This is a genomic window from Cupriavidus sp. 2KB_3 (assembly GCF_052115685.1).
Classification (GTDB): domain Bacteria; phylum Pseudomonadota; class Gammaproteobacteria; order Burkholderiales; family Burkholderiaceae; genus Cupriavidus; species Cupriavidus campinensis.
On the sequence record NZ_JBFRHD010000021.1, the window covers coordinates 33,088 to 45,966 of the forward strand.

General features: G+C 63.5%; 13 protein-coding genes and 1 tRNA gene. All 14 read right to left on the minus strand.

Annotated elements, in window-relative coordinates; all coding sequences use genetic code 11:
* Positions 1-2: 2 nt before the first annotated feature.
* Positions 3-2,087 (minus strand): NADH-quinone oxidoreductase subunit L, encoded by a 2,085-nt coding sequence (nuoL, locus tag AB4120_RS21375; protein WP_149136411.1) that lies wholly within the window; start codon positions 2,085-2,087, stop codon positions 3-5.
* A 55-nt stretch (positions 2,088-2,142) separates the two neighbouring features.
* Positions 2,143-2,448 (minus strand): NADH-quinone oxidoreductase subunit NuoK, encoded by a 306-nt coding sequence (nuoK, locus tag AB4120_RS21380; RefSeq protein ID WP_029050842.1) that lies wholly within the window; start codon positions 2,446-2,448, stop codon positions 2,143-2,145.
* 17 nt (positions 2,449-2,465) lie between these two features.
* Positions 2,466-3,107, minus strand: a complete 642-nt coding sequence (locus tag AB4120_RS21385) for an NADH-quinone oxidoreductase subunit J (protein ID WP_144201547.1) — start codon at positions 3,105-3,107, stop codon at positions 2,466-2,468.
* 171 nt (positions 3,108-3,278) lie between these two features.
* Positions 3,279-3,767: an NADH-quinone oxidoreductase subunit NuoI gene (gene nuoI / locus AB4120_RS21390; RefSeq protein WP_186296954.1), complete on the minus strand. Its 489-nt coding sequence runs from the start codon at positions 3,765-3,767 to the stop codon at positions 3,279-3,281.
* 74 nt (positions 3,768-3,841) lie between these two features.
* Positions 3,842-4,906 carry an NADH-quinone oxidoreductase subunit NuoH gene (nuoH, locus tag AB4120_RS21395; RefSeq protein ID WP_144201551.1) on the minus strand — a complete coding sequence of 355 codons (1,065 nt, stop codon included), beginning with the start codon at positions 4,904-4,906 and terminating at the stop codon, positions 3,842-3,844.
* An 18-nt stretch (positions 4,907-4,924) separates the two neighbouring features.
* Positions 4,925-7,297: an NADH-quinone oxidoreductase subunit NuoG gene (gene nuoG, locus AB4120_RS21400; protein WP_149136412.1), complete on the minus strand. Its 2,373-nt coding sequence runs from the start codon at positions 7,295-7,297 to the stop codon at positions 4,925-4,927.
* Between the two features lie 12 nt (positions 7,298-7,309).
* Positions 7,310-8,605: an NADH-quinone oxidoreductase subunit NuoF gene (gene nuoF / locus AB4120_RS21405; RefSeq protein ID WP_144201555.1), complete on the minus strand. Its 1,296-nt coding sequence runs from the start codon at positions 8,603-8,605 to the stop codon at positions 7,310-7,312.
* Between the two features lies 1 nt (position 8,606).
* Positions 8,607-9,104 carry an NADH-quinone oxidoreductase subunit NuoE gene (gene nuoE / locus AB4120_RS21410; protein ID WP_144201713.1) on the minus strand — a complete coding sequence of 166 codons (498 nt, stop codon included), beginning with the start codon at positions 9,102-9,104 and terminating at the stop codon, positions 8,607-8,609.
* A 225-nt stretch (positions 9,105-9,329) separates the two neighbouring features.
* Positions 9,330-10,583 (minus strand): NADH-quinone oxidoreductase subunit D, encoded by a 1,254-nt coding sequence (locus AB4120_RS21415; RefSeq protein ID WP_149136413.1) that lies wholly within the window; start codon positions 10,581-10,583, stop codon positions 9,330-9,332.
* Between the two features lie 10 nt (positions 10,584-10,593).
* A complete protein-coding gene (locus AB4120_RS21420; RefSeq protein WP_149136414.1) occupies positions 10,594-11,196 on the minus strand; it encodes an NADH-quinone oxidoreductase subunit C in 603 nt (200 codons plus the stop codon).
* Between the two features lies 1 nt (position 11,197).
* Positions 11,198-11,680, minus strand: a complete 483-nt coding sequence (locus AB4120_RS21425; protein ID WP_008643342.1) for a NuoB/complex I 20 kDa subunit family protein — start codon at positions 11,678-11,680, stop codon at positions 11,198-11,200.
* A 6-nt stretch (positions 11,681-11,686) separates the two neighbouring features.
* The gene (locus AB4120_RS21430; protein WP_144201561.1) at positions 11,687-12,046 is read right to left on the minus strand and encodes an NADH-quinone oxidoreductase subunit A; all 360 of its coding nucleotides are present in this window, start codon (positions 12,044-12,046) and stop codon (positions 11,687-11,689) included.
* Between the two features lie 173 nt (positions 12,047-12,219).
* Positions 12,220-12,304, minus strand: a tRNA-Leu gene (locus AB4120_RS21435).
* A 189-nt stretch (positions 12,305-12,493) separates the two neighbouring features.
* A complete protein-coding gene (secG, locus tag AB4120_RS21440) occupies positions 12,494-12,859 on the minus strand; it encodes a preprotein translocase subunit SecG (protein WP_149136415.1) in 366 nt (121 codons plus the stop codon).
* Between the last annotated feature and the right edge of the window lie 20 nt (positions 12,860-12,879).

Genomic DNA, 12,879 nt, shown 5'->3' on the forward strand with positions numbered 1-12,879 from the left:
TATCACTTGGTGCCTATCACGCCAGTGATCGTCAGCGTCAGGAGCACCAGCATGCCGAGGATCATCGCGAACGCGTAATGGTAGATGTAGCCGGACTGCAGGTAGCGGCTGGCAGCGGCAAACGATGCCACCACGCGGGCCGAACCGTTGACGAACAGGCCATCGATCAGGCCCTGGTCGCCGCCCTTCCACAGGCCGGTGCCCAGCAGGCGCGCACCGCGTGCGAACACTGCCTGGTTGAACGCGTCCATGTAGTACTTGTTGTCGAGCAGCTTGTAGAGGCCCGAGAAGCGTTGCTGGATCGCGGCCGGGATGTCCGGGCGCTTCATGTAGAAGAACCACGACAGCACCACACCGGCAATGGCCAGCCACAGCACCGGGGTCGTCAGCGAATGAATCGCCATCGGCACCCAGCCGTGGAACGCTTCACGCAACTCTTCCATCGCATGGTGGTTCTCGCCCACGAAGATCACGTCCTTGAACGCAACGCCGTGCTTGAAAAACTCGCCGAACAGCATCGGCTCGATGGCGATGGCGCCGATGATGACCGACGGAATGGCCAGCAGCACCAGCGGCAGCGTCACCACCCACGGCGACTCGTGCGGCTTCTCGCCCGGGGCCAGACCATGATGATGGTCGTCGCCGTGCGACTCCTCGTCTTCCTCGTGGTGGTCATGGTGGGCGTGCGGCTTGCCGAAACGCTCTTCCCCGTGGAACACCAGGAAGTACATGCGGAACGAGTAGAACGCGGTCACGAACACACCGGCCAGCACGGCGAAGTACGCAAAGCCCGAACCGGCGATATGCGACTCGGCCACGGCCTCGATGATCGAGTCCTTGGAATAGAAGCCCGCGAAGAACGGCGTGCCGATCAGGGCCAGCGAGCCCACCAGCGACGTGATCCAGGTGATCGGCATGTACTTGCGCAGGCCGCCCATGTTGCGGATGTCCTGGTCATGGTGCATGCCGATGATGACCGAACCGGCGCCAAGGAACAGCAGTGCCTTGAAGAACGCGTGCGTCATCAGGTGGAACACCGCCACCGAGTAGGCCGAAGCACCCAGCGCCACGGTCATGTAGCCCAGCTGCGACAGCGTGGAGTACGCCACCACACGCTTGATGTCGTTCTGGATGATGCCCAGGAAGCCCATGAACAGCGCGGTGATCGCGCCGATCACCAGCACGAAGGACAGCGCGGTGTCCGACAGTTCGAACAGCGGCGACATGCGCGCCACCATGAAGATGCCGGCGGTCACCATGGTTGCCGCGTGAATCAGTGCCGAGATCGGGGTCGGGCCTTCCATCGAGTCAGGCAGCCACACGTGCAGCGGGAACTGTGCCGACTTGCCCATCGCGCCGATGAACAGGCAGATGCAGGCCACGGTCAGCATCATCCAGTCGGTGCCCGGGAAGGTCACGGCGGCCAGTGCCTCGCGCTTGGCGAACACGGCGCTGTAGTCCATGCTGCCGCTGTAGGCCAGCAGCAGGCCGATGCCGAGGATGAAGCCGAAGTCGCCCACGCGGTTGACCAGGAACGCCTTCATGTTGGCGAAGATCGCCGTCGGACGCGTGTACCAGAAGCCGATCAGCAGGTACGAGACGAGGCCCACCGCTTCCCAGCCGAAGAACAGCTGCAGGAAGTTGTTGCTCATCACCAGCATCAGCATCGAGAAGGTGAACAGCGAGATGTAGGCGAAGAAGCGGTTGTAGCCGGCGTCGCCCTGCATGTAGCCGACGGTGTAGATGTGCACCATCAGCGACACGAAGGTCACGACCACCATCATCATCGCGGTCAGCGAATCCACCAGGAAGCCGACTTCCATCTTCAGGCTGCCGATGGCCATCCATTCGTACACGGTGCCGTTGTAGCCGGCGCCGTCCATCACGTCACGCAGCACCAGCAGCGAGAGGACGAAGGCGATGGCGACACCGAGGATCGTGGCGGTGTGGGCCACGATGCGGCCGCCGCGCGTGTCCGAGGAGAACGTGCCGAAGAACTTGGTGCCGAACAGGCCGGCTATCGCGGCGCCGGCGAGCGGCGCCAGCGGAATCGCCAGCAGCAGGTTGGGGTTGAGCGTGGTTGCCATAGGACGCTTATTGGTGTGCGGTCGGAGAGCAGTCTTGGGTCATGGAGGTCATGGATCAGCCCTTGAGCGTATCCATGTCATCCACGTTGATCGTGTCCAGGTTACGGAACAGCACGACCAGGATTGCCAGACCGATTGCCGACTCGGCAGCGGCCACCGTGAGGATGAAGAAAACGAAAACCTGTCCGGCCAGGTCGCCCATATAGTGCGAGAAGGCGACGAAGTTCATATTGACCGCAAGCAGCATCAGCTCGAGCGCCATCAGCAGCACGATCACGTTCTTGCGGTTCAGGAAAATGCCAACGATGCTGATTGCGAACAGGATCGCACCGAGCACGAGGAAGTGGGCGAGAGAGAGCACAGCGTTATTCTCCGGGCTTAGTTCTTATTGGCGGCTGCGTTCGCATCCGCTCCGGCCCGGCCCTCGGCCGGCATGTTCACCAGGCGCACGCGGTCATCGCGGCGGGTACGCAGCTGGTTCGACACATCCTGTGCCTTGACGTCCTTGCGGCGGCGCAGCGTCAGTGCCACGGCGGCGACGATGGCCACGAGCAGGATGATGCCGGCCACTTCGAACGCGAAGATGTAGTCCGTGTAGATCAGCTTGCCGAGCGCGCCGGTGTTCGAGTAGTTGGGGTCCTGCGAGCCGGGCGGCAGCACAGCGGCCGTGGTGCCGATGAAGTTGCGCACCAGCACGATCGCCATTTCGGCGATGATCAGCGCGCCCACCACCGAAGCCAGCGGCACGTAGGTCCAGAAGTCGCGGCGCAGGTGCTCGATATCGATATCGATCATCATCACCACGAACAGGAACAGCACCATCACGGCGCCCACGTAGACGAGCACGAGCAGGATGGCGAGGAACTCCGCCTTCAGGATCATCCAGATCGCCGCGGCGGTGAAGAACGCCAGGACGAGGAACAGTGCGGAATGCACCGGGTTCTTTGCCGTGATGACTTTCAGTGCGGAGAGCACCAGCACCAGCGCAAAGACGTAGAAGATGGCGGTCGTGAGTTCCATGGTCCCTATCGGATCCTCTTTGGGCCGCGCGGCACGAACCACCCCCTGGGTGGTCCGCGCCATGCGCGGCATCCTTCTGGTGGCCCCTGTTCAGGGCCGATTCAAATTCAAATTCACTTCAGGTCCAGGCGCCGCTTCCGGCACCCGCCCTGTTCAGCGATGCTGGCCTGCTTAGCGGTACTTGGCGTCCGCAGCCTTGTTCGCCGCGATCTGCGGTTCGTAGCGGTCGCCCACGGCCAGCAGCATGTCCTTGGTGAAGTACAGGTCGCCGCGCTTCTCGCCGTGATACTCGAGAATGTGCGTCTCGACGATCGCGTCGACCGGGCAGGCTTCCTCGCAGAAACCGCAGAAAATGCACTTGGTCAGGTCGATGTCGTAGCGCGTGGTGCGGCGCGTGCCGTCCGTACGCTGGTCCGACTCGATCGAGATGGCCACGGCCGGGCACACGGCTTCGCACAGCTTGCAGGCGATGCAGCGCTCTTCCCCGTTCGGGTAGCGGCGCAGCGCGTGCAGGCCGCGGAAACGCGGCGACATCGGCGTTTTCTCTTCCGGGAACTGGACGGTGATCTTGCGCGCGAAGAGATAGCGGCCGGTCAGCGCCATGCCCTTGAAGAGTTCCTTCAGGAGCAGGCTGTTGAAGAAGTCCTTGATGGCGAGCAGCATGACGATTGCTTCCTAATTATTTCCGCGCGGCGCGCCCTGCCACTTGCAGCGGCGCGCCGTCGCCGGGCACATCAGTGCCAGATGTTCCACGGCGACTTGATCCAGATCGCCACGATGATCAGCCAGCCCACGGTCAGCGGAATGAAGATCTTCCAACCCAGGCGCATGATCTGGTCATAGCGGTAGCGCGGGAACGATGCACGGATCCAGATAAATACCGACAGCAGCAGGAAAACCTTGATCAGCAGCCAGAAGAAGCCCGGGATCATGTTGGTCAGCGCGCTCGAGAACGGGGGCGCCCAGCCACCGAGGAACATCAGCGCGGTCATCGTCGAGATGACGATCATGTTGATGTATTCGGCCAGGAAGAACAGCGCGAAGCCCATGCCCGAGTATTCGATCATGTGACCCGCCACGATTTCCGACTCGCCTTCCACCACGTCGAACGGGTGACGGTTCGTTTCCGCCACGCCCGAGATGAAGTAGACGCCGAACATCGGCAGCAGCGGCAGCCAGTTCCACGAGAGCACGTTGATGCCCATGTTGGCGAAGTAGCCGGTGTTCTGGCCGTTCACAATGGCCGACAGGTTCAGGCTGCCCGACACCATCAGCACCGTCACGAGCGCGAAGCCCATGGCGATTTCATACGACACCATCTGCGCAGCGGCGCGCATCCCGCCGATGAACGCATACTTCGAGTTCGAGGCCCAGCCGGCCAGGATCACGCCATAGACGCCCACCGAGCTGATCGCCATCACATAGAGCAGGCCGGCGTTCACGTCGGCCATCACCACCTCGGCCTGGAACGGGATCACCGCCCAGATTGCCACGGCCGGCATCAGCACCATCAGCGGGGCCACCAGGTACATGCCCCGGCTGACCTGCGACGGCATCATGACTTCCTTGAGCAGCAGCTTCAGCACATCGGCAATCGGCTGCAGCAGGCCGAGCGGGCCCACGCGGTTCGGGCCGATCCGCACGTGCATCCAGCCAATCAGCTTGCGCTCCCAGAGAATCAGGTAGGCCACGCACAGCAGCAGCGGCACCACAATGACCACCGCGCGGATGAGAATCCACAGCGGCGTCCACGCGCCACCGAATACGGCCTGGCCTTGCGAGGTAATCCAATCGATCATGTTGCGTTCTCGCTCTTCTTATGCGGTGGCCGCCGGCGTTGCCTTGGCCTGCTGGCCCGGCAGCTCGATGGCTTTCTCGACGGTGACGTTGCCGTACAGCGCACCCAGCGTCGCGGCGGCCACGGTAGCGGCCGGCACGCGCACGGTGTTGGCCGGCAGCGTGATTTCCAGCGCGGCCGGCAGCACCACGCTACCCTCGCCCTGCGTCACGCGCACCGGGTCGCCCACCTGCACGCCCAGCTTGTCGAACAGGTCGGACGACAGCGCCACCTGCATCGCACGGCGCGCGGCCGCGGTCAGCTGCAGCGAGTCGGCACGGCGCACGATCGGGTCGGCGTGGTAGATCGGCACATCGGCAATGCGCTCGATACCGTTGGCGGCAGCAGCCGTCACGCGGATCGGGGCATCGGTGGTGTTGTTCAGTTGCGGTGCCACCGGCTTGGCCAGCACTTCCTCGCGTACGGCTTCGGCCGTGTCGAAGTCGAAGCCCGGCACATCCAGCAGGTTGCCCAGCACGCGCAGCACCTTCCAGGCGGGACGCGATTCGCCCAGCGCGCGCACCACGCCGTTAAAGCTCTGCGGCACGCCTTCTGCATTGACGAAGGTACCGGCGGTTTCCGTGAACGGCGTCACCGGCAGGATCACGTCGGCGTACTGCATGGCCGCTTCCGAGCGGAACGGCGACAGCACCACGACCGTACCGGCCTGGTTCAGCGCGGCCAGCGCCTTGCGGGCGTCGGCGGTATCGAACTCGGGTTCGGCGTTCAGCACGATGTAGGCCTTGCGCGGCGCGTCGAGCATCGCCTGCGCATTGGCGCCGCCTTGTTGCGGCAGCGCGCCGGCGATGTAGCCGCCGACCGTATTGGCCGCTTCGGTCAGGAAGCCCAGCGTCGCGCCCGTTTCCGTGGCGATCCACTGTGCCAGCGCGTGCAGCGCCGAGAATTGCGGATGGCGCACAGCCTCGTTGCCGAGGAACACCGCACGGCGTTCGCCGGACAGCAGCGCTTCGGCCACCTTGGCCGCGGCGTCGCCGCCATCGAAACCCTCGGTACCGGCGGGAGCCGCCACACCCTTGGCAGACGCCACGGCGCGGGCCACACCGGCCAGCGCGGCGGTCCAGGCGGACGGGGCCACGTCGATGCGCGTCGCCGGCATCAGCAGGTCTTCACCGCCAGCACCCAGCACCGTCACGCGGGCGCCCTTCTTGCCGGCCTGACGCAGACGCGAAGCCAGCAGCGGGTGATCCTTGCGCAGCGACGAACCAATCACGAGCACGCGTTGCAGCGTGGTCACATCGGCCACCGGCATGCCGAGCCACGGCGCGCCCTTCAGAGCTGCCGAGAAATCGGTCTGGCGCAGGCGGAAGTCGATGTTGTCGCTGCCGAGGCCACGCACCAGCTTGCCGAGCAGGTACAGCTCTTCAAGCGTGCTGTGCGGGCTGGCCAGCGCGGCGATCTGGTCGGCGCCATGGTCGCGCTTGATACTGGCGAGGCCGTTGGCGACGTATTCCAGCGCGGTCTGCCAGTCGGTTTCCATCCATTCGCCGCCCTGCTTCAGCAGCGGACGCACCAGGCGGTCCGGGCTGTTCAGGCCTTCATAGGCGAAGCGGTCCTTGTCCGACAGCCAGCACTCGTTGATCTCTTCGTTTTCCAGCGGCAGCACGCGCATGACGCGCTGGTTCTTGGTCTGGATAACCAGGTTCGCGCCCAGGCCGTCGTGCGGCGACACCGACTTGCGGCGCGCCAGTTCCCACGTACGGGCCGAGTAGCGGAACGGCTTGCTCGTCAGCGCGCCAACCGGGCACAGGTCGATCATGTTGCCGGACAGTTCCGAATCCACGGTCTGGCCGACGAAGGTGGTGATTTCCGAGTGCTCGCCACGGTTCAGCATGCCCAGTTCCATCACGCCGGCCACTTCCTGGCCGAAGCGCACGCAACGGGTGCAGTGGATGCAGCGGGTCATCTCCTCCATGGAGATCAGCGGGCCCACGTTCTTGTGGAACACCACGCGCTTCTCTTCCTTGTAGCGCGACTCCGACGCACCGTAGCCCACCGCCAGATCCTGGAGCTGGCATTCGCCGCCCTGATCGCAGATCGGGCAGTCGAGCGGGTGGTTGATCAGCAGGAATTCCATCACGGACTTCTGGGCCTTGACGGCCTTTTCCGAGTTCGTGAAGACCTTCATGCCAGGCGTCACCGGCGTGGCGCAGGCGGGCAGCGCCTTGGGCGCCTTCTCCACCTCCACCAGGCACATGCGGCAGTTCGCCGCGATGGAGAGTTTGCGGTGGTAGCAGAAATGCGGGATGTAGGTGCCCAGCTTGCGGGCGGCTTCCATCACGAGGCTGCCTTCCGCAACCTCTACCTTCTTGCCGTCGATCTCGAGTTCAACCATGTTCTGCCACGCTTAAGAATGGGCCGGGACCATGCACTGCTTGTGTTCGACGTGATACTCGAACTCTTTCCAGTAGTGCTTGAGCATGCCGCGTACCGGCATCGCCGCAGCATCGCCGAGCGCGCAGATCGTGCGCCCCATGATGTTTTCCGCGACGTTGTTGAGCAGGTCCAGGTCTTCCTGGCGCCCTTCTCCGTGTTCAATGCGATTGACCATGCGATAGAGCCAGCCGGTGCCTTCGCGGCACGGCGTGCACTGGCCGCACGATTCTTCAAAATAGAAATACGACAGACGCAGCAGCGAGCGCACCATGCAGCGGGTCTCGTCCATGACGATCACGGCGCCCGAGCCCAGCATCGAGCCGGCCTTGGCGATCGAGTCGTAGTCCATGTCCGACGCCATCATCAGGTCGCCCGGCACCACCGGGGCAGACGAGCCACCCGGAATCACCGCCTTGATGCGCTTGCCACCGCGCATGCCGCCGGCCAGCTCGAGCAGCGTCGAGAACGGCGTGCCCAGCGGGATCTCGTAGTTGCCCGGACGCTCGATGTCGCCCGAGATCGAGAAGATCTTGGTGCCGCCGTTGTTCGGCTTGCCCAGCTTGAGATAATTTTCCGGGCCCACTTCCAGCAGGAAGGGCACCGCGGCAAACGTCTCGGTGTTGTTGATCGTGGTCGGCTTGCCGTACAGGCCGAAGCTCGCCGGGAAAGGCGGCTTGAAGCGCGGCTGGCCCTTCTTGCCTTCGAGCGACTCCAGCAGCGCCGTTTCCTCGCCGCAGATGTACGCGCCGTAGCCATGGTGCGCATGGAGTTGGAAGTTGAAGTCCGAGCCCATGATCTTGTCGCCGAGGAACCCGGCCGCACGCGCTTCCTCGAGGGCTTCCTCGAAGATCTTGTACTCGTTCCAGATCTCGCCGTGGATGTAGTTGTAACCCACGGTGATGCCCATCGCATACGCGCCGATGGCCATGCCTTCGATCAGCGAATGCGGGTTGTAGCGGATGATGTCGCGGTCCTTGAACGTGCCCGGCTCGCCCTCGTCCGTATTGCAGACCAGGTACTTCTGGCCCGGGAACGTACGCGGCATGAAGCTCCACTTCAGGCCCGTGGGGAAGCCAGCGCCGCCACGGCCGCGCAGGCCGGACGCCTTGACGTCGGCAATCACCTGCTCGGGCGGAATCTTCTCGGTCAGGATCCGGCGCAGCTGCTTGTAGCCGCCACGCTTGACGTAGTCTTCGAGGTGCCAGTTCTTGCCGTCCAGGCCGGCCAGGATCAGCGGCTTGATGTGACGGTCGTGCAGAGAGGTCATGTTACTTGGCTCCCTTGGCGGCTTCGGTCTTCAACTCGTCGACCAGCGCGTCGAGCTTGTCGTTGCTCATGAAGCTGCACATACGGGTGTTGTTCACGATCATCACCGGTGCATCGCCGCAGGCACCCATGCACTCACCTTCTTTCAGGGTGAAGCAGCCGTCGGCGGTGGTCTCGTTGTAGTCGATGCCGAGCTTGCGCTTTAGGTAGTCGCCCGCGCGGTCGCCGCCGGACAGTGCGCACGGCAGGTTGGTGCAGACGGTGAGCTTGTACTTGCCCACCGGCTTGGTGTCATACATGTTGTAGAACGTGGCCACCTCTTCCACCCACACGGGCGGCATGTCGAGGTAGCTGGCGACGAACTGCATGACTTCGGGGGAAACCCAGCCCACCTCGCCCTGTGCCACGGCGAGTGCCGCCATCACGGCCGACTGTTTCTGGTCGGCCGGATACTTCGCGATCGCGCGATCGATTTCCTTGAGAGCTTCTGCTGATAGCATGGTCATTGCAGTAATACGGCGAAAGCCGGCTCGCGGCCTCCGCTGGTTTGCAGCCGTCGCTGCCATGTTCCGCCGGCCGGGTCGCTCTGCGCCCCGCCGGTCCGTCGCAGGCATCGCCTGCCGCCCCCGACACTCGCGGGGCCGGCCGCATGAACCCGAATCGTCGTCCGGGTGACGGCCTATACGCCTGGGTGGAGACTCCCCGTCTCCGGATTCTCGATCGACTTAGCGGTCGATCTCGCCGAACACGATGTCTTGCGTCCCGATGATCGTCACGGCATCGGCGATCATGTGTCCCTTGGCCATTTCGTCCAGCGCGGCCAGGTGGGCAAAGCCAGGTGCACGGATCTTCAGGCGGTACGGCTTGTTCGCGCCGTCCGAAATCGCGTAGATACCGAACTCGCCCTTCGGGTGCTCCACCGCCGCGTAAGCCTCGCCAGCCGGCACGTGAATGCCTTCGGTGAACAGCTTGAAGTGGTGGATCAGCTCTTCCATGTTGGACTTCATGTCCACGCGCGAGGGCGGCGCCACCTTGTGGTTCTCGGTGATCACCGGGCCCGGGTTGCGGCGCAGCCAGTCCACGCACTGCTTGATGATCCGGTTCGACTGGCGCATCTCTTCCACGCGCACCAGGTAGCGTGCGTAGCAGTCGCCGCCGTTGCCGACGGGGATGTCGAAGTCGAGCTGGTCGTACACCTCGTAGGGCTGCTTCTTGCGCAGGTCCCACTCGATGCCCGAGCCGCGCAGCATCGGGCCGGTAAAGCCCATCTGCAGCGCACGCTCCGGGCTGACCACACCGATATCCACCAGACGTTGCTTCCAGATACGGTTATCGGTCAGCAGCGTCTCATATTCATCCACGTACGTCGGAAAACGGTTCGTGAAGTCCTCGATGAAGTCCAGCAGCGAGCCCGAACGGGCTTCGTTCATCGCCTTGATGGCGCGCTCGTTGTGGATCTTCGACGCCCGGTATTGCGGCATCGTGTCAGGCAGGTCGCGGTAGACGCCGCCCGGACGGTAGTAGGCCGCGTGCATGCGCGCGCCCGACACCGCCTCGTACATGTCGAACATGTCCTCGCGCTCGCGGAAAGCGTAGAGGAACACCGCCATCGCACCCACGTCGAGCGCGTGCGAGCCGATCCACATCAGGTGGTTCAGCAGGCGGGTGATTTCGTCGAACATCACGCGGATGTACTGCGCACGCACCGGCACCTCGAGGCCCAGCAGGCGCTCGATGGCCATCACGTAGGCGTGCTCGTTGACCATCATCGACACGTAGTCGAGACGGTCCATGTACGGCACACTCTGGATCCAGGTCTTTTGTTCGGCCAGCTTCTCGGTGGCACGGTGCAGCAGGCCGATGTGGGGGTCGGCACGCTGGATGACTTCGCCGTCCAACTCGAGCACCAGGCGCAGCACGCCGTGCGCCGCCGGGTGTTGCGGGCCGAAGTTCAGGGTGTAATTCTTGATATCTGCCATGACGTCGATCTCAGTGCTGCACGCCGCCGTAGTTTTCCTCGCGAATCACGCGAGGCGTGACTTCGCGCGGCTCGATCGTCACCGGCTGGTAGATCACCCGTTTCTGTTCCGGGTCGTAGCGCATCTCCACGAAGCCGGAAACCGGGAAATCCTTGCGGAACGGGTGGCCGACGAAACCATAGTCGGTCAGGATGCGGCGCAGGTCCGGATGGCCTTCGAACACGATGCCGTAGAAATCGAAGGCTTCGCGCTCGAACCAGTTGGCCGAGTTCCACACGTCGATCAGCGACGGCACCACGGGCAGGTCGTCATCCGGCGCGAACACGCGCAGGCGCAGGCGCCAGTTGTGGGTGATCGAGATCAGGTGCGATACGGCCGCAAAGCGCAGGCCGTCCCACGCGCCATCCGCGTAGTCGGAGTAGTCGACGCCGCAGAGGTCCAGCAGTTGCTCGAAGCGCAGCGACGGCTCGTCGCGCAGCAGGCGGGCCACTTCGAGGTAGTCGTCGGCCTTGACGATCAGCGTCAGCTCGCCAACCGCTTCGACCAGGCTCTGCACGCGCTTGCCGAGAACCTTTTCGAGCGCAGCCTTGAGGGTGTCCAGGTTATTCGCCATGTCAGCCCTTGCGCGCGATGGTGTTGGTACGCTTGATCTTGTTCTGCAGCTGGATCACGCCGTAGATCAGCGCTTCCGCCGTCGGCGGGCAGCCCGGAACATAGATGTCGACCGGCACGATGCGGTCGCAGCCACGCACTACCGAGTACGAGTAGTGGTAGTAGCCGCCGCCATTGGCGCACGAGCCCATCGAGATCACCCAGCGCGGCTCGGCCATCTGGTCATAGACCTTGCGGAGCGCGGGGGCCATCTTGTTGCACAGCGTGCCGGCCACGATCATCACGTCCGACTGACGCGGCGACGGGCGGAAAATCACGCCGAAGCGGTCCATGTCGTAGCGCGCGGCGCCAGCATGCATCATTTCCACGGCACAGCAGGCCAGGCCGAACGTCATCGGCCAGAGCGAGCCCGTGCGGGTCCAGTTGATCAGCTTGTCAGCGGTAGTCGTGACGAAGCCTTCATTGAGAACGCCTTCGATTGCCATTTCACATCACTCCCAATCGAGCGCGCCCTTTTTCCAGATGTAGACGAAGCCCACGATGAATTCCAGCAGAAACACGCCCATGGCGATGAATCCCGGCCAGCCGATATCCTTGAGGGCGACACCCCACGGAAACAGGAAGGCAGTTTCGAGATCGAACAGGATAAAGAGGATGGCGATGAGGTAGTAGCGCACGTCGAACTTCATGCGCGCGTCCTCGAACGCTTCGAAGCCGCACTCGTAGGGCGACAGCTTCGCGGTATCAGGATTGTTGGGACCGAGTATCCGACCAATGGACATCAGTGCCACACCCAGCACGACGCCAAAGAGGATGAAGATGAGGACGGGGAAGTAGGCTTCGAGAGTCAAGATACGGCCAGCCTTATCTGGAATGTTGTCAACAGCACCAGCTGAAGCGGCGTCCTGTTGCCCACCCCAAGCGCCATCCCGTCTTAGCTACGGCGCCGCCTTGCGGACTGCCGGCGCCGCGATCCAAAGCATGGCCCGAGGGCCGGCTCCGGACGGACGCCGATCAAGTTGTTTGGTGCCGACGGCGAGACTCGAACTCGCACAGCTTTCGCCACTACCCCCTCAAGATAGCGTGTCTACCAATTTCACCACGTCGGCTGGGGGAGAAACAATATTGCCTTGCGCCGGGTTTTTACACCCTCCGAAGCCCGTGTGGAAGAGCCTGTCTTCCGCTCTGAGCCCCGTCGCTGGGGAATCGTTTCAAGCCTTGCATTCTAACCCAAGATCCCTGATTTGTTCAATGCACAACTTTAAAAAAACTCAGGAATCAGCCAGAACGCAGGCGGATTATTTCGGTACAGCAGGACCTGCCGGGGCCGAGGCCGCAGCGGCCGCGGGCGCCGATGCACCAGCCGGCGCGGAGGCCGGCGTGGGCTGCTGCGCGGCACCCATCACGCCCAGCGAAGCGGCGGGCTTGTAGTTGCCCAGCAGCGTCAGGCCCAGCGTGCAGACAAAGAACAACGATGCGAGCACGGCCGTGGTACGCGACAGGAAGTTCGCGGAGCCCGAGGCGCCGAACAGGCTGCCCGATGCACCGGAGCCGAACGCCGCGCCCACATCGGCGCCCTTGCCGTGCTGCAGCAGGACCAGTGCGATCACGCCCAGCGCGGACAGGACCTGCACGATTACCAACAAAGTCTTGAAGATTGCCATTTGGTTGAATTCGTTTCGAA

What these genes read in the sequence shown, in the direction of transcription:
- nuoL (WP_149136411.1), bottom strand. Translation starts at nt 2,087, where the DNA reads ATGGCAACCACGCTCAACCCCAACCTGCTGCTGGCGATTCCGCTGGCG.
- AB4120_RS21385 (WP_144201547.1), bottom strand. Translation starts at nt 3,107, where the DNA reads ATGGAACTCACGACCGCCATCTTCTACGTCTTTGCGCTGGTGCTGGTG.
- nuoH (WP_144201551.1), bottom strand. Translation starts at nt 4,906, where the DNA reads ATGATCGATTGGATTACCTCGCAAGGCCAGGCCGTATTCGGTGGCGCG.
- nuoG (WP_149136412.1), bottom strand. Translation starts at nt 7,297, where the DNA reads ATGGTTGAACTCGAGATCGACGGCAAGAAGGTAGAGGTTGCGGAAGGC.
- nuoF (WP_144201555.1), bottom strand. Translation starts at nt 8,605, where the DNA reads ATGACCTCTCTGCACGACCGTCACATCAAGCCGCTGATCCTGGCCGGC.
- nuoE (WP_144201713.1), bottom strand. Translation starts at nt 9,104, where the DNA reads ATGCTATCAGCAGAAGCTCTCAAGGAAATCGATCGCGCGATCGCGAAG.
- AB4120_RS21415 (WP_149136413.1), bottom strand. Translation starts at nt 10,583, where the DNA reads ATGGCAGATATCAAGAATTACACCCTGAACTTCGGCCCGCAACACCCG.
- AB4120_RS21420 (WP_149136414.1), bottom strand. Translation starts at nt 11,196, where the DNA reads ATGGCGAATAACCTGGACACCCTCAAGGCTGCGCTCGAAAAGGTTCTC.
- AB4120_RS21425 (WP_008643342.1), bottom strand. Translation starts at nt 11,680, where the DNA reads ATGGCAATCGAAGGCGTTCTCAATGAAGGCTTCGTCACGACTACCGCT.
- secG (WP_149136415.1), bottom strand. Translation starts at nt 12,859, where the DNA reads ATGGCAATCTTCAAGACTTTGTTGGTAATCGTGCAGGTCCTGTCCGCG.